This window comes from Stenotrophomonas sp. 610A2 (assembly GCF_030549615.1).
Lineage (GTDB): Bacteria > Pseudomonadota > Gammaproteobacteria > Xanthomonadales > Xanthomonadaceae > Stenotrophomonas > Stenotrophomonas pigmentata.
Map to the genome: position 1 here is coordinate 662437 of NZ_CP130832.1, position 20711 is coordinate 683147.

Annotated in this window: 22 protein-coding genes and 3 tRNA genes; 17 read left to right on the forward strand and 8 right to left on the reverse strand. The window is 64.1% G+C overall.

Going from position 1 to position 20711, the window contains the following annotated elements; all coding sequences use genetic code 11:
- The first annotated feature begins 3 nt into the window (after positions 1-3).
- The 10 genes from Q5Z11_RS02935 (at position 4) to Q5Z11_RS02980 (ending at position 8597) form a co-directional block, all read left to right on the forward strand.
- Complete coding sequence (locus Q5Z11_RS02935) at positions 4-495, forward strand: GNAT family N-acetyltransferase (protein ID WP_303748645.1); 492 nt, start codon at positions 4-6, stop codon at positions 493-495.
- Between the two features lie 277 nt (positions 496-772).
- Positions 773-1702: a lipid kinase YegS gene (gene yegS / locus Q5Z11_RS02940; protein ID WP_303748646.1), complete on the forward strand. Its 930-nt coding sequence runs from the start codon at positions 773-775 to the stop codon at positions 1700-1702.
- A 185-nt stretch (positions 1703-1887) separates the two neighbouring features.
- A complete protein-coding gene (trpE, locus tag Q5Z11_RS02945) occupies positions 1888-3378 on the forward strand; it encodes an anthranilate synthase component I (protein WP_303748647.1) in 1491 nt (496 codons plus the stop codon).
- A 77-nt stretch (positions 3379-3455) separates the two neighbouring features.
- Complete coding sequence (locus tag Q5Z11_RS02950; protein ID WP_303748648.1) at positions 3456-4232, forward strand: SIMPL domain-containing protein; 777 nt, start codon at positions 3456-3458, stop codon at positions 4230-4232.
- Positions 4233-4242: 10 nt separating this feature from the next.
- Positions 4243-4827: an anthranilate synthase component II gene (locus Q5Z11_RS02955; protein ID WP_296249788.1), complete on the forward strand. Its 585-nt coding sequence runs from the start codon at positions 4243-4245 to the stop codon at positions 4825-4827.
- Complete coding sequence (locus tag Q5Z11_RS02960) at positions 4821-5471, forward strand: LysE family translocator (RefSeq protein WP_303748649.1); 651 nt, start codon at positions 4821-4823, stop codon at positions 5469-5471. Before Q5Z11_RS02955 ends, Q5Z11_RS02960 begins: the two co-directional genes overlap by 7 nt.
- The gene (locus Q5Z11_RS02965) at positions 5468-5980 is read left to right on the forward strand and encodes a DUF1543 domain-containing protein (RefSeq protein ID WP_303748650.1); all 513 of its coding nucleotides are present in this window, start codon (positions 5468-5470) and stop codon (positions 5978-5980) included. Before Q5Z11_RS02960 ends, Q5Z11_RS02965 begins: the two co-directional genes overlap by 4 nt.
- Positions 5981-5993: 13 nt before the next feature.
- A complete protein-coding gene (gene trpD / locus Q5Z11_RS02970; RefSeq protein WP_303748651.1) occupies positions 5994-7031 on the forward strand; it encodes an anthranilate phosphoribosyltransferase in 1038 nt (345 codons plus the stop codon).
- A 52-nt stretch (positions 7032-7083) separates the two neighbouring features.
- Positions 7084-7878, forward strand: a complete 795-nt coding sequence (gene trpC / locus Q5Z11_RS02975; RefSeq protein ID WP_303748652.1) for an indole-3-glycerol phosphate synthase TrpC — start codon at positions 7084-7086, stop codon at positions 7876-7878.
- A complete protein-coding gene (locus tag Q5Z11_RS02980; RefSeq protein WP_303748653.1) occupies positions 7875-8597 on the forward strand; it encodes a haloacid dehalogenase-like hydrolase in 723 nt (240 codons plus the stop codon). The genes trpC and Q5Z11_RS02980 overlap by 4 nt, the downstream gene beginning before the upstream one ends.
- Before the next feature lie 159 nt (positions 8598-8756).
- Here the strand turns inward: Q5Z11_RS02980 and Q5Z11_RS02985 are convergent, their stop codons facing one another.
- Both Q5Z11_RS02985 and crp read right to left on the reverse strand, forming a co-directional pair.
- Complete coding sequence (locus Q5Z11_RS02985; protein WP_303748654.1) at positions 8757-9518, reverse strand: sulfite exporter TauE/SafE family protein; 762 nt, start codon at positions 9516-9518, stop codon at positions 8757-8759.
- A 522-nt stretch (positions 9519-10040) separates the two neighbouring features.
- Entirely contained in the window at positions 10041-10730 is a 690-nt protein-coding gene (gene crp / locus Q5Z11_RS02990) for a cAMP-activated global transcriptional regulator CRP (RefSeq protein WP_303748655.1), read from the reverse strand.
- Positions 10731-10880: 150 nt separating this feature from the next.
- Here crp and speD point away from each other — a divergent pair, with 150 nt between their 5' ends.
- Together speD and Q5Z11_RS03000 are read left to right on the forward strand one after the other, a co-directional pair.
- The gene (gene speD / locus Q5Z11_RS02995; protein WP_282271635.1) at positions 10881-11675 is read left to right on the forward strand and encodes an adenosylmethionine decarboxylase; all 795 of its coding nucleotides are present in this window, start codon (positions 10881-10883) and stop codon (positions 11673-11675) included.
- A gap of 137 nt (positions 11676-11812) precedes the next feature.
- On the forward strand, positions 11813-12127 hold the full coding sequence (locus tag Q5Z11_RS03000) for a DMT family transporter (RefSeq protein ID WP_303748656.1): 315 nt from the start codon (positions 11813-11815) through the stop codon (positions 12125-12127).
- Positions 12128-12332: 205 nt separating this feature from the next.
- Here Q5Z11_RS03000 and coq7 read toward each other — a convergent pair whose 3' ends face one another.
- Complete coding sequence (gene coq7 / locus Q5Z11_RS03005; protein WP_303748657.1) at positions 12333-12977, reverse strand: 2-polyprenyl-3-methyl-6-methoxy-1,4-benzoquinone monooxygenase; 645 nt, start codon at positions 12975-12977, stop codon at positions 12333-12335.
- 205 nt (positions 12978-13182) lie between these two features.
- Between coq7 and rplM the strand changes: the two genes are divergently transcribed.
- Both rplM and rpsI read left to right on the forward strand, forming a co-directional pair.
- Complete coding sequence (gene rplM, locus Q5Z11_RS03010; protein ID WP_282273385.1) at positions 13183-13611, forward strand: 50S ribosomal protein L13; 429 nt, start codon at positions 13183-13185, stop codon at positions 13609-13611.
- A gap of 2 nt (positions 13612-13613) precedes the next feature.
- Entirely contained in the window at positions 13614-14006 is a 393-nt protein-coding gene (rpsI, locus tag Q5Z11_RS03015; RefSeq protein WP_303748658.1) for a 30S ribosomal protein S9, read from the forward strand.
- Positions 14007-14481: 475 nt separating this feature from the next.
- On the opposite strand, the gene Q5Z11_RS03020 is transcribed toward rpsI, so the two are convergent.
- The 3 genes from Q5Z11_RS03020 to Q5Z11_RS03030 form a co-directional block, all read right to left on the reverse strand.
- Positions 14482-14556 (reverse strand) — tRNA-Gln (locus Q5Z11_RS03020).
- Positions 14557-14657: 101 nt separating this feature from the next.
- Positions 14658-14732, reverse strand: a tRNA-Gln gene (locus Q5Z11_RS03025).
- Positions 14733-14758: 26 nt separating this feature from the next.
- Positions 14759-14835 (reverse strand) — tRNA-Met (locus Q5Z11_RS03030).
- Between the two features lie 118 nt (positions 14836-14953).
- On the opposite strand from Q5Z11_RS03030, the gene Q5Z11_RS03035 reads away from it, so the two are divergent.
- The 3 genes from Q5Z11_RS03035 (at position 14954) to bfr (ending at position 16430) form a co-directional block, all read left to right on the forward strand.
- Positions 14954-15565 carry an RNA pyrophosphohydrolase gene (locus Q5Z11_RS03035; RefSeq protein WP_303748659.1) on the forward strand — a complete coding sequence of 204 codons (612 nt, stop codon included), beginning with the start codon at positions 14954-14956 and terminating at the stop codon, positions 15563-15565.
- Between the two features lie 80 nt (positions 15566-15645).
- Positions 15646-15846, forward strand: a complete 201-nt coding sequence (locus tag Q5Z11_RS03040; protein WP_296249808.1) for a (2Fe-2S)-binding protein — start codon at positions 15646-15648, stop codon at positions 15844-15846.
- A 113-nt stretch (positions 15847-15959) separates the two neighbouring features.
- Entirely contained in the window at positions 15960-16430 is a 471-nt protein-coding gene (gene bfr / locus Q5Z11_RS03045) for a bacterioferritin (protein ID WP_303748660.1), read from the forward strand.
- A gap of 16 nt (positions 16431-16446) precedes the next feature.
- On the opposite strand, the gene Q5Z11_RS03050 is transcribed toward bfr, so the two are convergent.
- Positions 16447-18876 carry an ATP-binding protein gene (locus tag Q5Z11_RS03050; protein ID WP_303748661.1) on the reverse strand — a complete coding sequence of 810 codons (2430 nt, stop codon included), beginning with the start codon at positions 18874-18876 and terminating at the stop codon, positions 16447-16449.
- Between the two features lie 2 nt (positions 18877-18878).
- Complete coding sequence (locus tag Q5Z11_RS03055; protein ID WP_303748662.1) at positions 18879-20699, reverse strand: EAL domain-containing protein; 1821 nt, start codon at positions 20697-20699, stop codon at positions 18879-18881.
- Between the last annotated feature and the right edge of the window lie 12 nt (positions 20700-20711).

The window sequence follows — 20711 nt, forward strand, 5'->3', positions numbered from 1 at the left end:
GTGATGAGCGCGGCTGAAGTGCAGATTCGTCCGGCCATCGCCGATGACGCAGGCCTGATCCTGCACTTCATCCGCGAGCTGGCCATTTACGAGAAGGCCGAATCCTCGGTGCAGACCGACGAGGCCGGCATTCGCGCCAGCCTGTTTGCTGCTGATGCGAAGGCGCAGGCGCTGATCTGCGAACGCGACGGCAAGGCGATTGGTTATGCCGTGTTCTTCTACAACTACTCGACCTGGCTGGGCCGCAACGGCATCTACCTGGAAGACCTGTACGTCAGCCCGGAAGCGCGTGGTAGCGGTGCCGGCAAGGCCTTGCTGCAGCACATCGCCAGGTTGGCGGTGGAGCGGGGCTGCGGTCGTTTCGAATGGTCGGTGCTGGACTGGAATACGCCAGCGATCGACTTCTACAAGGCCGCCGGTGCAGTAGCGCAGGACGAATGGACGGTCTACCGCCTGCAAGGCGAAGCGCTGCACAAGTTCGCCAAAGGCGACTGAACTGTAGTGCCGAGCCATGCTCGGCAGAGGCTTCACCTGTGATCTTTGGAATTCCCCGGTAATGCCCCAGCCGAGCATGGCTCGGCTCTACAGGTGAAGCAAAAAAAAGCCGCGACGTTGCCGTCGCGGCCGGGGAATATGCCGGAGGCTGATCCTGCCTCCATCCGTCGTCCTTGCTATGGACTTCCATTCTCCGGATGCGCTGTGACAAGGCGGTGACATTCACCTGGATGCAGCAATCCACTTGCTAGGCTGCGCGCCTTCAATGGAGAACCGCATGCACCCAGCGCCCTGTTACCTGATCCTCAATGGCAAGTCCGCAGGCGACGATGCCGTGCGTGATGCGGTTGCGCAGTTGCGCGGGCAGGGCCAGGACCTCAAGGTGCGGGTGACCTGGGAAGCAGGTGACGCCGAGCGTTATGTGCGAGAAGCCATCGCTGCACAGGCGCAGTTGCTGATCGCTGGCGGCGGTGACGGCACCTTGAGCGAAGTTGCCGAGGCGCTGGCGCACACCGGTCAGGATGCATCCCGATTGCCGGCTATGGCCTTGCTGCCGCTCGGCACCGCCAATGACTTCGCCACCGCCGCCGGCATTCCCGTCGAACCGCTCGCGGCATTGCAGCTGCCAGCACATACGCAGGCACGCGCCATCGATTTGCTGCGCGTGGAAGGCGATGGCAAGGTGCACTGGTGCGCCAACCTGGCCAGCGGTGGCTTTGGCACCGAAGTGACGGTGGAAACCCATGAAGGCCTGAAGAAGATGCTCGGCGGCCTGGCCTACGTCATCACCGGGATCGGCAAGCTGGGGCGGATCGAGCCGATCCAGGCACGCATCCGTGGCGAGGATTTCGAGTGGCAGGGCGGTTTCATCGCACTTGGTATCGGCAATGGCCGCCAGGCCGGTGGCGGCCAGCAGCTATGCCCGGATGCATTGCTCGATGATGGCTTGCTGGACCTGAGCATCATCCCTGAGCTGTCCGGCGAGCTGATGGCCACCCTCGGGACCTTGTTCAGCGAGGGCAAGCACGCCGCACTGGAGCAGGTGGCTGAACGCGCCCGCCTGAGCGAGTTGTGGATCGAGGCCGAGCAACTGCTCACCCTGAACCTGGACGGTGAACCGCTGCAGGCCCGGCGCTTCCATCTCCAGTGCGTGGAAGGCCGGGTACGCATGCATCTTCCGGCGGAAACGCCACTGTTTGGCGGCTGAATCGTTGCCACTGCAAGCATCTGATCATGTTGCAGATGCACACCGGGCGCCGTTCTTGCGGTAGAGTTGCGCGGTGCCCATTCTGACGACCAAGCGTTCCCTTTCTTCCGCTCGCCGCTGGTGGCGATGGTGGCCCGTTGCCGTCGTCCGTACCGCCACCGTCGATTCCCGGAAGGAAAGCCGTCTTGATCACGCAAGAGCAGTTCCAGCAGCTGGCCGCTGAAGGCCACAGCGCACACCCGCATAATTTCGTACCCGTCGTCCGCGAAGTGCTGTCCGACCTGGACACGCCGCTCTCGGTCTACCTGAAGCTCGCCGACGGTCCGTACACCTACCTGTTTGAATCGGTCGAAGGTGGTGAGCGCTTCGGGCGCTACTCCATCATCGGCATGCCCGCGCGCCGCACGTACAGCTTCCGTGGCCACACGCTGGAAGTCAGCGAGCTGGGCGAAGTCGTCGAGCGCCGCGAGGTGGCTGATCCATTGGCCGAGGTCGAAGTGCTGCGCAAGCAGTACTCGGTACCGCAGCTGGAAGGCCTGCCGGGCTTCACTGGCGGCCTGGTCGGCTGGTTCGGCTTTGAGTGCATCCAGTACATCGAGCCGCACCTGGGCGCGGGCGAAAAGCCTGATGAACTCGGTACGCCCGACATCCTGCTGATGCTGTCCGAAGAGTTGGCGGTGTTCGACAACCTCAAGGGCCGCCTGTACCTGATCGTGCACGCTGATCCGGCGCAACCGCAGGCCTGGGCACGCGCGAACCGTCGCCTCGATGAGCTGGCGCACCGTCTGCGTCAGGGCGGTGCCGGTTACCCGCAGTCGCAGGTGTCCGACGCCATCGACGAGCAGGATTTCCAGTCCTCGTTCACCCGCGAGGAATACCATGCGGTGGTGCGCAAGGCGCAGGAATACGTGCGTGCCGGCGATATCTTCCAGGTGGTGCCGAGCCAGCGCCTGCGCGTGCCGTTCCGTGCGCGGCCGATCGATGTCTACCGCGCGCTGCGCGCGTTGAATCCGTCGCCGTACATGTATTTCATCGATGTTGGCGGCACCCAGGTGGTCGGCTCCTCGCCGGAGATCCTGGCGCGGCTGCGCGATGGCATCGTCACCGTGCGCCCGATCGCCGGCACCCGCCCGCGCGGCGCCACGCCGGAGCTGGACAAGGCACTGGAAGTCGAGCTGCTGGCCGATCCCAAGGAGCGCGCCGAGCACGTGATGTTGATCGACCTCGGTCGCAATGACGTGGGCCGCGTCGCTGAACCGGGCACGGTCAAGGTCGGCGAGCAGTTCGTGATCGAGCGCTACAGCCACGTCATGCACATCGTCAGCGAAGTCACCGGCACCTTGAGGGCCGGCCTGAGCTATAGCGATGTGATGCGTGCGACCTTCCCGGCCGGCACCGTCAGCGGCGCGCCGAAAATCCGCGCGCTGGAGATCATCCGCGAGCTGGAACCGGTCAAGCGCAATGTCTATTCCGGCGCGGTCGGCTACATCGGCTGGAACGGCGATGCCGATACCGCCATCGCCATCCGTACCGCGGTGATCCAGGACGGTTACCTGTACGTGCAGGCAGGCGGCGGCGTGGTCTACGACTCCGATCCGGATGCCGAATGGCAGGAAACCATGAACAAGGGCCGCGCGCTGTTCCGCGCGGTGGCGCAGGCGGCGAAGGGGCTGTGATGCACTTCGTGCCGGCTCCTGATTGCCGTGCCTTGCAGGTTCGAGACGATGTCTGACTTCACCAAGGAGATGGGTTGATGCGCCAGATACTGCCGCGTGCGTTGGTTCTGCTGTTGTCGCTGGTTCCATTGGCTGTGATGGCGCAGGCCAACAGCCTCCCGTCGCAACCGCATCTACTGGTGAAGGGTCAGGCGCAGCGTGAGGTTGTGCCTGACCAGTTCGCTATCAACGTGACGCTGCGTTCGGTCGACAAGGATCCGGCCCTTGCCCGCGAACGTGCACAGGCCAACGCGTCGCAGGTACTGGCCGCGTTCAAGGCGCAGCATGCGCTGAATGACAGCGTGCAGGCATCGGCATTGAGCATCAGCCCAGAGTACCGGTACGAGAACAATGCGCAGGTGTTTGCCGGCAGCAAGGTCGAGCGTTCGCTGTCTGCCCGGTTTGCGTCCCTGGAGGAAGTACGCCGCTTGCTCGGCAGCTTGAAGACCAGCGAAGAATTGCAGGTATCGGGCATCACCACCAGCTTCAAGGATGAGGCCGCAGTGCGGGCCGAGTTGAAGCGCCAAGCCGCGCAACAGACACGGGACACGGCGCAGAAGCTGGCTGATTCCTATGGAGTGCGCCTGGGCGGGCTGTACACCATTTCCGAAGTTGCACCGAATTTCGCTTACGGCATTCAGGCGGGGACGTGGCCGGGAGCGCGCGGTTCACAGGGCCTGCCAGCGCCACCAGTGCCTCCTGTCGACATACAGGCTAATGCTCGGTCGGCTGATGGCTTCTTCGCTGAATCGCTGGAAGCTGGCAGCATCACACTTTCCGAAAACGTCTACGCGATCTTCCTGATCGCCCAATGAGTTCCTGACCATGCTGTTGATGATCGACAACTACGACAGCTTCACCTTCAACCTCGTGCAATACCTGCAGATGCTGGGTGCCGAAGTGAAGGTGGTGCGCAATGACGCGATGAGCGTCGCTGAAATCGCCGCGCTCAAGCCTTCGCACATCGTGGTATCGCCCGGCCCGAAGACGCCGAACGAAGCCGGTGTGTCGCTGGAGGTGATCCGCCAGCTCGGCCCGAACATTCCGCTGTTCGGCGTGTGCCTGGGCCACCAGGCCATCGGCCAGATCTATGGCGGTGACGTGATCCGTGCCAGCAACATCATGCATGGCAAGGTGTCGCCGATCCGGCATGAAGGCAAGGGCGTGTTCGCCGGCCTGCCGGACCGCTACGAGGCCACCCGCTACCACTCGCTGGTGGTGGACAAGAACACGCTGCCGGCAGCGCTGGAAATCACCGCCTGGACCGAGAATCCGGACGGTTCGATGGAAGAGATCATGGGCCTGCGCCACCGCGAGTATCCGGTCGAAGGCGTGCAGTTCCATCCCGAATCCATCCTCACCCAGCACGGTCACGCGCTGATGAAGAACTTCCTGGACCGCACATGTTGATCGAACCGAGTCAGTTGCTGTTGTTCATGCTCGCGGGCTGGTTGTTGAACCTGACACCGGGCCCGGATGTGCTGTACATCATCAGCCGCTCGCTGCGTGGTGGTCGTCGCGCCGGTTTCGCTGCGATCGCCGGCATCAGTGCCGGTTGTCTGGTGCACGTCGCACTGGCCTCACTGGGCCTGGGCGTGCTGCTGGCGACCTCGGCCACCTTGTTCACCGTGATCAAGTGGATCGGCGCAGCCTATCTGCTGTGGGTGGGCGTGCGCCTGCTGCGCAATACCGGTGAGTCGACCCTGCAGGCCGATATCGCCGCCAGCGGTGGCAGCGCTGGTTCGTGGTGGCAGGTATTCGCCGGTGGCTTCCTGACCAATGTGCTGAACCCGAAGGTGGTGCTGTTCTTCCTGGCCTTCCTGCCGCAGTTCATCGCGCCGTCGGTGCAGAACAAGCCGTTGGCGTTTGCACTGTTGGGCCTGATCTTCATGGTCAACGCGCTGCCGATCAACGCGGCTTACGTGTTGGCGGCCGATCGTGTGCGCAGCAGCCGTTGGGCTGCGCGTGGCATGCAGTGGCTGGACAAGCTGGCCGGCGTGCTGTTCATCGGCTTCGGCCTGCGGTTGGCACTGACTGCGAGGCCGACGCCGTGAGCCTGGAAGATTTCCGTCTGTTCGTGGTGATGCTCGGCGGTCGCCATGCGCGCGCCAATACCGAGGTGCACGACGTGGTGTTCGCGGTTGGTCCCAGCATCGAGCACACCTATCCGCAGCTGCGCCAGCAATGGTTCGGCGAGGCTGCAGGCCTGCATCTCGATTCGTGGATGACGGTCGATGGTGTCGACGACTGGCAGGTACGCATTTCCGATGACGTGCCTGCGGCTGACGCGCCGACGCTGTTCTTCGTCAACCTCGGCGGTTACGTCGAAGGCGAGTTCGGCGAAGCACATCGCTACCTGCTGGTGGTTGCCGCCGATGCAGTCGAAGCCAAGCGCAAGGCGCTGGCGCAGGCCGAAGCGCAGTGGATCAAGCCGCACCGCGACGCCCTGCTGGAGGTGGACAACTGCCTGCCGGTCGGGCCGATCGGTGGCCTGCACGTGCAGTTGCTACGTGGCGCACACGCCGGCATCCACAGCCAAAGCGACTACATCGTTATTTCCTGATTCTGGAGTTGTCATGACCATCACCGCGCAGGAAGCCCTGCAACGCACCATCGAGCACCGCGAGATCTTCTTCGACGAGATGGTCGACCTGATGCGGCAGATCATGCGTGGCGAAATCTCGCCGACCATGACCGCCGCCATCCTCACCGGCCTTCGCGTGAAGAAGGAAACCGTTGGCGAAATCGCCGGTGCCGCCACGGTGATGCGCGAGTTCGCGCGCCCGGTGCAGGTTGCCGACAAGACCCATCTGGTCGACATCGTCGGCACCGGCGGCGATGGCTCGCATACCTTCAACATCTCCACCTGCTCCATGTTCGTGGTCGCTGCTGCTGGTGCCAAGGTCGCAAAGCATGGCAACCGAAGCGTGTCGTCGAAGTCCGGCAGTGCCGATGCGGTGGAAGCGCTGGGCGCGGTGATCGAGCTGCAGCCCGAGCAGGTGGCACAAGCCATCGAGCAGACCGGCATCGGTTTCATGTTCGCGCCCATGCACCACCCGGCAATGAAGGTGGTTGCGCCGGTACGCCGCGAGATGGGCGTGCGCACCATCTTCAACATCCTCGGCCCGCTGACCAATCCGGTTGGCGCCACCAATATCCTGATGGGCGTGTTCCATCCGGATCTGGTCGGCATCCAGGCACGCGTACTGCGCGAGCTGGGCGCTGAGCGTGCGCTGGTGGTGTGGGGCCGCGACAACATGGATGAGATCTCGCTGGGCGCTGGCACCCTGGTTGGCGAGCTGCGCGACGGCAAGGTGCGCGAGTATGAGATTCATCCGGAAGATTTCGGTATCGCCATGTCCGCCAGCCGCAACCTCAAGGTGGAGAATCCGGCGGAGTCCATCGCCATGCTGCGCGCGGTGCTGGATAACCAGTCGGGGCCGGCCAACGATATCGTCGCGCTCAATGCCGGTGCCGCGCTGTATGTGGCCGGTGTCGCCGACAGCATTGCCGATGGTCTGGCCCGCGCCCGCGCGGTGATCGCCGATGGCAGCGCACGCGCGCGCATGCAGCAGTACGTCGATGCCAGCCGCGTGCTGGCCGGCAATCCCTGATAATCCCCCAATCACCTGCGTCAGCAACGCCCGTCTTCCAGGAAGCAGATCCATGAGCGACATCCTCAACACCATCCTCGCCCGCAAAGTGCAGGAGGTAGCCGAGCGCAGCGCCCGCGTGCCGCTGGCCGAGTTGAAGGCGCGCCTGGCCGATGCCTCGCCGGTACGCGGCTTTGCCAATGCGCTGAACGCGGCGATTGCCAATGGCGACCCGGCGGTGATTGCCGAGGTCAAGAAGGCCAGCCCCTCCAAGGGCGTGATCCGCCCGGATTTCCACCCGGCAGATATCGCGGTGAGCTATGAGTTCGGCGGCGCCAGCTGCCTGTCGGTGCTGACCGATGTGGACTTCTTCCAGGGCGCGGATGCCTACCTGCAGCAGGCCCGCGAAGCCTGCACGCTGCCGGTGCTGCGCAAGGACTTCGTCATCGACCCCTACCAGGTGGTCGAAGCGCGTGTGCTGGGCGCTGACTGCATCCTGCTGATCGTGTCGGCGCTGGATGACCGCCAGCTGGCCGAGCTGTCCGACCTAGCGATGCAGCTGGGCATGGACGTGCTGGTCGAAGTGCATGACATCGACGAGCTGGAACGTGCCATCCAGGTGCCGGTGCCGCTGGTCGGCATCAACAACCGCAACCTGCGCACCTTCGAGGTGTCGCTGGAAAACACGCTGTCGATGAAGGATGCGGTGCCGCGCGACCGCCTGCTGGTCACCGAAAGCGGCATCATGGGTCCGGCTGACGTGGCCCTGATGCGCAGTGCCGGGGTCAATGCCTTCCTGGTAGGCGAGACCTTCATGCGCGTGGAAGAGCCGGGCGAGGGTCTGCGTCAGCTATTCTTCCCGGCATGACTGATCCCTACCCGAACCCGCGTGACGACGCGCAACTGGTCGTCTTCGACTTCGATCACACCCTGTACGACGGCGATTCCGGCAGCCACCTGTTCGCCTGGCTGATCAAGCGCAATCCGCTGCGCCTGCTGGTGGCCATCCTCGCCACGCCGCTGCTGGGGCCGCTGGTGGCGATGCTGCCGACGCGCCGCTTCGGCATCTCAGGCTACGTCTGGATCGCCACCTTCGGCCTGCACCAGGCACGTGAGTTCAACAAGGTGATCGACCAGTACGTGCTCAAGCACGAGGACGAGATCCGCCAGCACCTGTTGCCACACGCCCTGCAGGTATTCGCCGCGCACCGCCGTGCCGGCGACCGGGTGATCGTGGCCACCGGCGCACCGCCGGAGCTGGCCCGCGCCATCCTCGCCTTCGTGGCCGAGCAGGGCGTGCCGGTGATCGGCAGCGAGGTGGGTCCGCGACTGGGCGCGATGGGCGCCACCCGCCACTGCCACAACGAAGAAAAGATGCGCATGCTGCGCGAGCGCGGCTATGGCGACATCGCCATCGCCTACTCCGACAGCACCGCCGACCTGCCGCTGCTCAAGGCCGCCAAGGCGCCGGTGGTAGTGAACCCCAAGCATTCGCGCGTTGAATACTTCGGCAAGGTACTGCCGGCCGGCACCCCGATCCTCAACTGGGGCTGCCCGGGCCGCGGCGGCAAGCCGCTGCGGCAGTAATCTAGCCGGAGCCAGCATCCCTTCTCCCGCAAGCGGGAGAAGGTGCCCGGAGGGCGGATGAGGGGGCTTGTAGGGCTTTAAGGCAAAAGCCGCCCTCACCCCAACCCCTCTCCCGTAAACGGGAGAGGGGCTATTAAGAGCAACATCGCCTCACGCGGCTCAAGCCCCGCGCAGCTTCACCACCGCCATTCCAATCTGGAACAGGCTGATCGACAGCACCAGCACGCCGACGGCGATCAGTACCCAGCGTTCCTTGACCCGCTTGACCAGCAGTGCCGCTACCGGCGCGGCCATCATCCCGCCGACCAGCAGGCCGGCGACGATGGACAGGTGCTGCAGGCCCATCGACAGCAGGAAGGTTGCCGAGATCGACAGGGTGACCACGAACTCGGCCGCGTTTACCGAGCCGATCGTGGTGCGCGCCTGGCCGCCACGGGCCAGCAGGGTGGAGGTGGCCACCGGCCCCCAGCCACCGCCGCCGGTGGCGTCCAGCAGGCCGGCGAAGAAGCCCAGCACCGGCACCCGCTTCACTTCCTGCTTGGCCATGAACTTGCCGGCCGCCCGAGCCAGGATGAAGATCGCCAGTACCAGCAGGTAGAGGTAGATGAAGGGGCGCACCACGTCGCCGGGCAGCTGGGTCAGCACATAGGCGCCGATGGCACCGCCGACGGCACCGGGTATCGCCAGCCGAAAGAACAGGCGCTTGTCGACATTGCCGGCCGCCAGGTGCGAGACCCCGGAGGCGCCGGTGGTGAACACTTCGGCGGTATGGATGCTGGCGCTGACCGCCGCCGGTGGCAGTCCCATGCTCAGCAGCACCGAGGATGAAATCAGCCCGAACGCCATGCCCAGTGCGCCGTCCACCAGCTGCGCGCCGAGGCCGATCAGGATGAACCAATAAAATTCGTTGCCAAATTCCATCCGCCAAGCCTGCGGGCCGGGGCAGGGCAGGTCAAGGAAAGCTACATCGGAAAGTAATGGTTTAGGTTGAATCCTGACCAATATCAGCGCCGAACGGTCGCTAATTCGCCGTTATGTCGGCGATATGGTTGCTCGCGGGGGGGGGCGCGGAATGGCGATCTGGCCTGGCATCGAGCACGACGTGGACCAGGAATTCGCAATGGCGAATGAGATTTCTGGCCCCGACAGACATCACACTTCAACACCGTAGCCCGGGTAAGCGCAGCGCACCCGGGACGTCGATAAACATCACTCTGCTGGGGGCGCCTGAGGGCGTGGCCACCAACGCGCGAAAAGCCCCGGGTGCGCGCCGCTTACCCGGGCTACCAGATCGCAGGCAGCGGGCTTTCCCGAGGTAAATCAAGCCAGATAGCCCCCTTTGGTAAAGGGGGCGCGCCGACAGGCGCGGGGATTTGGGAGCTGATAAGCCGGGGCCCATGGTTTGCTCCGCAAACCATGGGGGTAACACCCGCTGAGCGGGTGCTACCGCGTCCCGTAAAGCACCACGGTCTTGCCGCGGGCATGCAGCAGGCCATCGGCCTGCAGCTTCTTCAGCACGCGGCCGGCCATTTCCCGCGAGCAGCCCACCAGTCGGGCGATTTCCTGGCGGGAAACGCGCAGCTGGGTGCCCTGCGGGTGGCTCATCGACTCCGGTTCCTTGGACAGATCGTGCAAGGTGCGGATGATGCGGTCGGTCACGTCCAGGAAGGCCAAGCGGCTGGCCTTGCGGCTGGTGTGCAGCAGGCGCCGGGAGATCTGCGAGCCGATGGCGTACAGCAGCTTGGGCGCATCCACTGACAGCGGGCCCAGGAACAGCTGGTGCAGGCGCTCGTAGCTGATCTCGGCCAGCTCGCAGGGGGTGCGGGTGCGGAGGATGACTTCGCGCTTGTCCGATTCGATGAATAGGCCCATTTCGCCGACAAACTCGCCTGCGCCGAAGTAGCCCAGCACCAGTTCCCGGTCGTCGTCTTCCTCGGCAATGATGCTGACCGAGCCGCTGATCACGTAATACATCGTCCCGGCAGGGTCGCCAGGGCGGAACACGTCGGTCCGCGCCGGGTACCGGCGGCGGTGGCTGTGGGCCAGGAATCGGTCGATGGTAGCGATATCCAGCGCCAGCGGGCTGGAGGCAAGACGCACGTTTGACACGGTGTTGGCGTTACCTGGGCTCATGATGGCGTTCACAGTTTGGATGAACTTGCTTAATGAGCAAGCTTAACGAGGCCGAGCATAAGGGGCAAACGGGCGTGACGGTGCAAGTATCACAGCGACCCACTTTGCCCCATACTTCCTCCTTTCCCACCATCTACAGGATCGACCGCCGTGGTCAAGCCGTTGCCTCGCCTGAGGTTGCAAGGATTCAACAACCTCACCAAGGCCTTGAGCTTCAACATTTATGACGTCTGCTATGCGCGTACCGAAGAGGAGCGCCAGCGTTATATCGAGTACATCGACGAGGAATACAACGCCGATCGACTCACGCAGATCCTCACCGATGTCGCAGAGATCATCGGTGCGAACATCCTGAACATTGCGCGTCAGGATTACGACCCCCAGGGTGCCTCGGTCACAATTCTCATTTCCGAGGAGCCGGTGATCGACAAGAAGCAGGCCGGCAAGGAGTTGATCTCCGACGCCGTGGTTGCGCATATGGACAAGTCGCACATCACCGTGCACACCTATCCGGAAACGCATCCGCAGGAAGGCATCGCTACCTTCCGCGCCGATATCGACGTGGCAACCTGCGGTGTGATCTCGCCGTTGAAGGCGCTGAACTACCTGATCGAGAGTCTGGAATCAGACATCGTGATCATGGATTACCGCGTGCGTGGCTTCACCCGTGACATCAAGGGCAAGAAGCACTACATCGACCACAAGATCAATTCGATCCAGAACTTCCTGGCCAAGAACATCAAGTCGCGTTACGAGATGTTCGACGTCAATGTCTATCAGGAAAACATCTTCCACACCAAGATGCACCTGAAGGACTTCGACCTGGACCAGTACCTGTTCGAAGAGAAGGCCAAGAACCTGTCGTTCAAGGAACGCATGAAGATCGAGGCGCTGCTGCGCCGCGAGATCGAAGAGCTGTTCCACGGCCGCAACCTGGCCGAGTAAGTAAAACCGCGCAGGTCGGCATGCCGATCTGCGCAAAAACAGGCGGGACGGCCCGCCCTGCAGCAATGCAGACGTTTGTCGACGGCGGCTCGGTGCGAAATCACCGGGCCGCTGTCTTTTTTGTTGAGGAAATTGCGATGCCCTGGATTTACCTGCTGCTTGCGGGCCTGTTCGAGATTGGATTCGCGCTGGGCCTGAAGTTCAGCGAAGGCTTTACCCGGCTCTGGCCGAGCGTGTTCACCGTGGTGTTTGCCGGCATCAGCCTGTGGCTGCTGACCCAGGCGCTGCGCACCATTCCGGTCGGTACCGGCTATGCGATCTGGACCGGAATCGGCGCCGTTGGCGTGGCGATTGCCGGGCTGGTCATGTTCGGCGACAGCGCCAGTTGGCCACGCCTGCTGTGCATCGGCCTGATCGTGACCGGCGTGATTGGCCTGAAGCTGGTCAGCTGAGGTAGCCAAGGTAGTGGCGAGCCATGCTCGGCAGGGGCTCTACCGGTAATGCCCCAGCCGAGCATGGCTCGGCTCTACAAGTGAAGCATTCCCTAGCCGAGCATGGCTCGGCACTACAGGTGAAGCGTTCCCCAGCCGAGCATGGCTCGGCACTACAGGTGAAGCGCGCCCCGGCCGAGCATGGCTCGGCTCTACGGAAGGGGTGTTACATCCGGTAGGCCACGGCCTTCATTGCCTTGGACGCGAGCGCCATTACCGATGGGATCGGGAACGGCAGCTTGCGCGCGCCAGCATGTTCGGCGTGCTCGGCGTGGCGTGCTTCGTCGAGCTTCATCACCTTGAGGATCTCGCGGCTGCGCTGGTCGGCGGGCGGCAAGGTCTCCAAGTGCTCATCCAGGTGTGCTTCCACCTGGCGCTCGGTCTCCACCACGAAGCCCAGGTTCCAGCCGTCACCGCGCAGGCCGGCCAGGGTGCCGATGGTGTAGCTGCCGGCGTACCAGAGCGGGTTGAACAGGCTGGGGCGGCTGTCCAGTTCGCGCAGGCGGTCCGCGCACCAGCTCAGGTGATCGGTCTCTTCCTGCGCGGCGTCGAGCAGGTGCGCGCGCGTGGCCGGGTCACGCGCGACCGCGGCCTGGCCGAAGTACAGGCCCTGCGCACAGACCTCGCCGACGTGGTTGATGCGCATCAGCCCGGCCGCGTGGCGGACTTCGGCTGGCTCCAGGACCACCTCGGGTGTGTCACCGGCCGGGTTGGGGCGGGCGGCCGGCGGATTGCCGAACACCGTATCCAGGGCGCGTTGGGCTTCGGTCAGCAGGTGGTCCAGCGGCGTATGTACGCGGGCGGTGATCATGGCGGGCAGTGCAGTGGGGTATGCCCGATTCTCGCCGCTGGCTGCGAAGCTGCCAAGGCCGGAGCAGGGTGCCCGTTCAGCCGTCGGGTTGCGCCGGGGCCGTACGGCCAGTACAATCCCGCCTCTTCTGTTTCACCTTCACAACGCGTGGCAAAGTTCCGGTGGTTCATCTCGCCGCAACCAGCCCGACCTACCTGAGTTCTTTATGAGCACTTTCACTGCAAAGAACGAGACCGTCCAGCGCGACTGGTACCTCGTTGACGCCGCCGGCAAGACGCTGGGTCGTCTTTCCACCGAGCTGGCTCGCCGCCTGCGTGGCAAGCACAAGCCGGTTTACACCCCGCATGTTGACACCGGTGATTACCTGGTCGTCATCAATGCCGACAAGATTGCTGTTACCGGCAAGAAGCTGAAGGACAAGAAGTACCATCGCTTCACCGGTTACATCGGTAACCTGAAGACCGAAACCCTGGAGCAGGCGCTTGAGCGTCACCCGGAGCGCGTCATTGAGACCGCCGTGAAGGGCATGCTGCCGAAGGGCCCGCTGGGTCGTCAGATGTACCGCAAGCTCAAGGTCTATGCAGGCACTGAGCATCCGCACGCAGCACAGCAGCCGCAGGTTCTGGATATCTAATCATGGCTATCACTCAAAACTACGGCACTGGCCGCCGCAAGTCCTCGACCGCCCGCGTGTTCCTGCGCAAGGGCACTGGCAAGATCACCGTCAATGGCCGTCCGCTGGACGAGTTCTTTGGCCGTGAGACCGCACGCATGATCGTGCGTCAGCCGCTGGAACTGACCCAGAACACCGAAAGCTTTGACATTCTTGTCACTGCTGCTGGTGGCGGCACCACCGGCCAGGCCGGTGCGATCCGTCTGGGCATCGCCCGTGCGCTGGTCGAATACGACGAAACCCTGAAGTCCGAGCTGCGCAAGGCTGGCTTCATGACCCGTGACGCCCGTGAAGTCGAGCGTAAGAAGGTCGGCCTGCACAAGGCACGTCGCGCCACCCAGTTCTCCAAGCGTTAATCGCTTCGGGGTGGGATTCTTCGGAATCCCACTGGGAAAGCAAAAGCCCGGCTCCGGCCGGGCTTTTGTCGTTTCTGGGGTTGGAGTTGGGGGTTGGTGATTCGGAATTGGTGATTCGCCAAAGCCAGGGTCAAAGCCAGGGCTACGGCCAAAGCCAGAGCCAAAGCCAAAGCCAAAGCCAAAGCCAAAGCCAAAGCCAAAGCCAAAGCCAAAGCCAAAGCCAAAGCCAAAGCCAAAGCACCCCTCCCCAACCCTCCCCTGCGCGGCGCGCAAGGGAGGGGGTGGATGGCTGCGCCCGATGCGCATCCGGCGCGGGAAGTGCGGCACTTGTCCCCTCCCTTGCGCGTAGCGCAGGGGAGGGTTGGGGGGGGGCTTTGGCTCTTGGGCCTTTGCTCTGCTCATCCCAGGCCCAAGCCCGGAATCCAGAATGCCAGACACAAAAAAGACCAGATCTTTCGATCTGGCCTTTTATAAATGGCAGCCCCGGAAGGATTCGAACCTCCGAATGTCTGAGTCAGAGTCAGATGCCTTACCGCTTGGCGACGGGGCTATGGTGCGTGAAGATTATCGCACATCCGGCCTATTGGTTGTCCTGGCTGTGGCGGGATGGAATAGAAAAAGGCCTGATCTTTCGATCAGGCCTTTTGTGTTTGGCAGCCCCGGAAGGATTCGAACCTCCGAATGTCTGAGTCAGAGTCAGATGCCTTACCGCTTGGCGACGGGGCTGTAGTGCAGGCAAAACCTGCGTCCCATGGTGGCTATGGGTGGACTCGAACCACCGACCCCAGCATTATGAGTGCTGTGCTCTAACCGGCTGAGCTACATAGCCTTGGGAGCCGGTAATTCTGGTGGTGTTGCGCCACATTGTCAACAGGTTTTTCTCTGCTTGTGGCATGACAGCAGCCATGGCAGAGTCCTCGACAGTAGAAATTTTAGGAGTCCGCATCGTGATCGATCCGGACGGCTATCGACCGAACGTCGGCATAGTGCTGATGCGGGAAGACGGGCAGGTGTTCTGGGCACGACGTGTGCGCCGGGATGGCTGGCAGTTCCCGCAAGGTGGCATGAACACCGACGAAACCCCGGTCGAGGCCATGTATCGCGAATTGCAGGAAGAAACCGGCCTGCTGCCTGAACACGTCGAAGTCCTGGGAGCGACCCCCGGTTGGCTTCGCTACCGCCTGCCCACGCGGGCCATCCGCCATACCGAGAAGCAGGTCTGCATCGGCCAGAAGCAGGTCTGGTTCCTGCTGCGGCTGACCGGCGACGAGGCGCATGTACGTCTGGATGAAACCGACACGCCGGAGTTCGATCACTGGCGCTGGGTGGATTTCTGGTACCCGGTGGAGCATGTGGTGATCTTCAAGCGCGGCGTTTACGCACGCGCCTTGCGGCATTTGGCGCCGTTGGCGCGGGGTATAGCTGGCCAGGGCGTGCAGGCGATGCCTGCGTCCGCACAGGAGGCGTGGATGCCTGGCAGCAGTGCTGGCCACGACCGCCCGCGCAAGCGTCCGCGGCGCCCGGGAACCTGGCGCGGGAAGAAGATTAATAATGATTAACGTCCGAAATTGACAACCATTCGCATTTGCGATTGAATGCTGACACGGCCGCTACGTGCCGGGTTCAGGGGCGTCAAGCCGTGTACGTTTGCATCTGCAATGGAGTTACCGATCACCAGATCCGTGAAGCCGCGCTTGCCGGATGTGACACGGTGTCCGAGCTGACCATGCGTACCGGCTGCGGCTCCAACTGCGGCTCCTGCCTGGACATGGCCGCCGGCCTGCTGGAGCAGGCCCGCGCTACCCGCGAGCTGCCGCTGCCCTTGCTACGGGCAGCCTGAGCAGGCCTTGCTGCCACCGCCAACGGCGGTGGCTAATGATCACGATTCGCGTTCCTTCATTGTCTGCCGGCAACCGGTAAAGTGCGCTCGTTCCCCTAGTCGGAGTCAGCGCCATGAAAGGCGACGCCAAGGTCATCGAATTTCTCAACAAGGTCCTCTACAACGAGCTGACCGCCATCAACCAGTACTTCCTGCACGCCAAGATGCTGAAGAACTGGGGCTTGAACGAGCTGGCCGAACACGAATACAAAGAGTCGATCGACGAGATGAAGCACGCGGACGTGCTTTCTGATCGCATCCTGTTCCTTGAAGGCCTGCCCAATTTCCAGGCGCTGGGCAAGCTGCGCATCGGCGAAAACCCCACCGAGATCCTCAAGTGCGATCTGGCGCTGGAGAGCGAAGCGGCGGCGGTGCTGCGCGATGCGGTTGCCTACGCCGAATCGATCAGCGATTACGTCAGCCGCGAGCTGTTCGTGAAGATCCTCGATTCCGAGGAAGAGCACATCGATTGGCTGGAAACCCAGCTTGATCTGATCGAGCGCATCGGCGAGCCGAACTACCTGCTCAGCAAGCTCGAAGACTGATCCGGCGCCAGCCGGATCAGTGAGGTGCCGGCGCCTGGCCGAGCTGATTGGCCAGGTAGTCGGTCAGCGCCACGCGCGCACGGCCGAACTCGGCCACGATCAGTGCCACCATCACCGTCGGCCGCTCCAGCGTGCCATTGCGCGCGCCGTGCTCAAGCCGGCGCGCGGCCTCGGACAGGGCCAGTACACCGACATTCGCGCTGGAAGATTTCAGGCTGTGCGCAAGTTGGCCCAGTCGCTGCAGATCGGGCATCACCGCTGCTTCCTGCAGATCCCGCACCAGCTGCGGGGTTTCTTCCAGGAACACGCTGATGATGGCGCTGATCTCCTCACCGGCGATCTCGAACAGTTCGTCCAATACGCTGCGCTCCAGTACCGAGGCGGTGATGCCGTCGGTGTGTGCGGTGGAGGCGGCAGCCAGTGCATTGGCGGAGAGGTCGGTGGTGGGCATGCTGTTAACCAGATCGGTAGTTGCGGCTGACGCGGGCTTGAAGGCCAGCAGGCAGCTCAGGAGTTGCGGGCGGGAGATGGGTTTGGACAGGTATTCGTCCATGCCGCTGTCCAGGCAGCGCTGGCGGTCGCCAGCCATGGCGTTGGCGGTGATGGCGATGATCGGCAGCCGGGTATCGGCGGCAGTGCTGGCTTCGTGTTCGCGCCAGCGGCCGGTGGCGGCAAAACCATCCAGTACCGGCATCTGGCAGTCCATCAACACCGCGTCGTAGCGCTTGGCGTGCATCTTGTCGATGGCGATGGCGCCGTTCACCGCGGTGTCGACCTCGCAGCCTAATATCTTGAGCAGCTTCTGCGCGACCATCAGGTTGACCGAGTTGTCCTCGACCAGCAGTACCTGCATGCCTGCCAGTTCCGCGCCGCTGGCCGGGCTGGCCGTTGTGCGTGCTGCTGCAGGTGCAACGGCAACAGCGGTGGCCACGGCAGTATCGGCAGTGTCGGCGAATGCGCCTGCCGGTGCGGTGCTGCGTGCAGGCGCGGCTGTTGTGACCGCAACCGGCGCATTTTCGCCCCACAGCGCCAGCGTCGGGTCTGGGCTCGGTGCTACCTGCACGGGCTCGGCCAGCGCATTGCGCAGCTGGGTGTCGGGCAGCTGCCGCGGCAGCAGGGTAGCGCCGTCGCGCAGCACGTCGGCGATCGGCGCGTCGCCGTACAGCCACAGCAGGCGCGGGCGCTTGTCATCCATGCGTTCAAGGGCGCGCTGCAGCGCCGGCGCACTGTTGCGCAGCGGTTCCAGGTCGCCGATCACCGCATGGAAGGCACCGGAGATGCTGGGTTGGCGCAGGCGTTCCAGCGCCTCCTGCAGGTTGTTGGCGACCACCGGCTGATAGCCCCAGTTCGGCAGCACCAACTGCAGCCGTTGGCGCAGGCGTGGCTCCGGGGTAACCAGCAACACCTGGCGGCTGCGCATGTGTTCGGATTGGCGCAGGTCGCCGATGACCTTCAGCAGCGGAATCTCGAACCAGAACACCGAGCCACGCAGCGGCTCGGACTGCACGCCGATGCTGCCCTGCATCAGGTCGATGATGCGCTTGCAGATGGCCAGGCCCAGACCGGTGCCGCCATACAGGCGGGTGGTGGACGCGTCGGCCTGGGTGAAGGCATTGAACAGGCGCTGCGCCTGGCCGGCATCCAGGCCGATGCCGGTGTCGCGAACTTCGAAACGCAGCAGGTGCTGTGCAGCGGTCTCGCCCAGGCGCTTGACGTGGATGTTGATCTCGCCGCGCTCGGTGAACTTGATCGCGTTGACCAGCAGGTTGCCCAGCACCTGGCGCAGCCGCACCGGATCACCGCGCACCGACAGGCGCACGGCCGGGTCGATCAGCAGGGACAGGCGCAGGCCTTTGTGTTCGGCCGCGCGCTGCATCAGCCGCATCATGCCGTCCAGGGTTTCGCGCAGGTTGAAGGTGGTGATTTCCAGCTCCAGCCGGTTCGCTTCCAGCTTGGAGTAGTCGAGGATGTCGTCGACGATGCGGAACAGCTGCCGCGAACTGTCGGTCGCAGTGTCCAGCATGTTGCGCTGTTCCAGGCTCAGCGGGCCCTGCGCGACCAGCTCCAGCATCGGCAGGATGCCGTTGAGCGGTGTGCGGATTTCATGGCTCATCGTGGCCAGGAACTCGCCCTTGGCGAGGGTGGCGGCTTCGGCGGCCTGCTTTGCCTGCAGCAAGGCCTGTTCCAGCGTCTTGTGGTCCTGTGCAGCAACCAGCAGGCGCTTGTTCTCCAGCACGCCTTCTTCGATCTGCAGCTGCATGGCGTGCGCCAGGCGCATCTGCCGGCCGGCACTGATCGCCGCCAGCAACGCGGCGATCGCGGCGGCGCCAGCGCTGGCGCTGGTGGCAATGGCGGGTACTGCCGGCACAAAGCTGCCTGCGCAGCTGGCTGCGGCGCAGCCTGCCGCAAGCAGCGCCCAACCGCGCGTAGCCGCCGATGCAGCCATGCTCACAGCACCGCGTTCTGGAAGTCGAAGTTGAGTTCGCTGCCCGCGCGCTGCACCACGTTGCCCTGGATGAAGTCGATGCCGCCCATCCACATGGCGGCGGCGGCCTGCGGATCCTCGATCTGCTGGCCGATGATCTGCAGGTTGGCGCGGTGGGCAAGATCAATCGCGCCGCGCAGTTCGTCGCGCAGCTTCTGGTTGGTATGGCTTTCGGCGTAGCGGGCGGCCATGCGCACGAAGCTCAGCGGCAATTGGGTCAGCAAGGCATTGGCCTCGGCGCCGGGCTCGAACTGGCTCAGGCAGAACTGCACGCCGGCCGGCATCAGCTGTGCGCAGAACTGCTGCAGGCTCACCGCATGCACCAGTGCATCGGACAGGCGCACGTCGATGACCAGGCCGTTGCCTGCCACCTCGCGTTCCCGCATTGCATTGAGCAGCCATTCCGCATAGGCACTGCGCGACAGCGTGCGCATTGATTGCGAGATGAAAAGGCGCATCGGCGGCTGCGCGAACTGGTACAGGTGCAGCAGCCCCAGCGCGTGTTCGACCACCTGCTGGTCAAGGTCGGCGATGCGCCCGGCCGCTTCGGCGGCGGGAATCACCTGGCCGGCTGACAGCAGTGCGCCATTGCTCTGGCGCAGCCGCAGCAGCAGCTGGTACTGCGCGGTATCGCCGCCGGCGACGGCGACGATGGGCTGGTAGGCCAGTTCGATCTGGCCATCGAGCAGGGCCAGGTGTTCGTTGTTGATGGCGACGTCGTCGCTCTCGTAGGCGGCAACGCCGGTGGTGCTCAGGCGCGCCTGCAGGGCGGTGCGCTCCACCGCTTCCAGTGCGGTATCGGCATCGTTGAGGTCCTGCGACAGGGTGGCGTAGCCGACCACGCAGCGCAGGAACACCGATTCGTCCTCGCGCGGCGCAAACGGCTGCGCGGACAGACCGTCACGCACCTGCTGCGCCAAGGCCGGCACGGCGGCTTCCTCGATGCCGCGGCTGAGCAGCAGGAAACTGTTGTCGTTGAGGCGTGCCAGCTGGTGCGGGCGCAGGTTTTCGGCCAGGCGCTGGCCGGCCTGCACCATCAGGCGCTCGTAGCTGGCGTAGCCGTAGCGTTCGCGCAGGCCCAGGGCGCTGGCGATCTCGATGAACATCAAACCAGCCGGCTGCCGCTCGACGATGGCGGTGCGCAGCTGCTGCAGCACGTTGTGGCGGGTCGGCAGGCCGGTCTCGGGGTTGTTCATCAACGGGCCGGCCTCGGCCTTGCCCGGGCCCTGCATGCGATTGCGACGGATGCGGTTGGCGACCGCCGCGACCAGGTGGCGCGGGCGGATCGGCTTGACCAGCACGTCATCGGCGCCGCAGTCGAGTACTTCGAACTGGCGGTCCGGGTCGGCTTCGCCGGTCAGGAACACGATCGGCAGCAGCTGCTGGTGCGGCTGCTGGCGGATCATCGCGGTCAGCCGCATGCCGTCGAGCCCCGGCATGTGCAGATCCATCAGGATCAGGTCGGGGCGGTGTTCGCTTATGGCCTGCTGCACGCCTTCCACTTCCATCTGCACGAAGGCCTGCATGCCTGCGCCGTGCAGCACGCTCTGGGCGAACAGGGCCTGCGAGCGGTTGTCCTCGACGATCAGCACCCGGTACGGCGTGTCATCGCCGACATCACTGGCCATGGCGGTCGCGCCGCTGTCGGCGTCGGCCTTGAGCTGTGCCTGCACCGCTTCGGTGGGCGGCGCATTGCGCACGCTCCAGCGCTGCCAGTAATCGGCCGGTGGGGTTTCCGCGCGTAGCGGGCGGGCAGGTGCGTTTGGAGTGTCGGTGCTGGCCATCAGTGAATTATG

Bases quoted from the DNA above. Each gene is read 5' to 3' on its own strand.
- trpC (WP_303748652.1), top strand. From the start codon at position 7,084: ATGAGCGACATCCTCAACACCATCCTCGCCCGCAAAGTGCAGGAGGTA.
- crp (WP_303748655.1), bottom strand. From the start codon at position 10,730: ATGAGCCCAGGTAACGCCAACACCGTGTCAAACGTGCGTCTTGCCTCC.
- Q5Z11_RS02960 (WP_303748649.1), top strand. From the start codon at position 4,821: ATGTTGATCGAACCGAGTCAGTTGCTGTTGTTCATGCTCGCGGGCTGG.
- bfr (WP_303748660.1), top strand. From the start codon at position 15,960: ATGAAAGGCGACGCCAAGGTCATCGAATTTCTCAACAAGGTCCTCTAC.
- rpsI (WP_303748658.1), top strand. From the start codon at position 13,614: ATGGCTATCACTCAAAACTACGGCACTGGCCGCCGCAAGTCCTCGACC.
- trpD (WP_303748651.1), top strand. From the start codon at position 5,994: ATGACCATCACCGCGCAGGAAGCCCTGCAACGCACCATCGAGCACCGC.
- yegS (WP_303748646.1), top strand. From the start codon at position 773: ATGCACCCAGCGCCCTGTTACCTGATCCTCAATGGCAAGTCCGCAGGC.
- coq7 (WP_303748657.1), bottom strand. From the start codon at position 12,977: ATGATCACCGCCCGCGTACATACGCCGCTGGACCACCTGCTGACCGAA.
- Q5Z11_RS02980 (WP_303748653.1), top strand. From the start codon at position 7,875: ATGACTGATCCCTACCCGAACCCGCGTGACGACGCGCAACTGGTCGTC.
- Q5Z11_RS02950 (WP_303748648.1), top strand. From the start codon at position 3,456: ATGCGCCAGATACTGCCGCGTGCGTTGGTTCTGCTGTTGTCGCTGGTT.
- Q5Z11_RS02985 (WP_303748654.1), bottom strand. From the start codon at position 9,518: ATGGAATTTGGCAACGAATTTTATTGGTTCATCCTGATCGGCCTCGGC.
- rplM (WP_282273385.1), top strand. From the start codon at position 13,183: ATGAGCACTTTCACTGCAAAGAACGAGACCGTCCAGCGCGACTGGTAC.
- Q5Z11_RS02955 (WP_296249788.1), top strand. From the start codon at position 4,243: ATGCTGTTGATGATCGACAACTACGACAGCTTCACCTTCAACCTCGTG.
- Q5Z11_RS03055 (WP_303748662.1), bottom strand. From the start codon at position 20,699: ATGGCCAGCACCGACACTCCAAACGCACCTGCCCGCCCGCTACGCGCG.
- Q5Z11_RS03050 (WP_303748661.1), bottom strand. From the start codon at position 18,876: ATGGCTGCATCGGCGGCTACGCGCGGTTGGGCGCTGCTTGCGGCAGGC.
- Q5Z11_RS03000 (WP_303748656.1), top strand. From the start codon at position 11,813: ATGCCCTGGATTTACCTGCTGCTTGCGGGCCTGTTCGAGATTGGATTC.
- Q5Z11_RS02935 (WP_303748645.1), top strand. From the start codon at position 4: ATGAGCGCGGCTGAAGTGCAGATTCGTCCGGCCATCGCCGATGACGCA.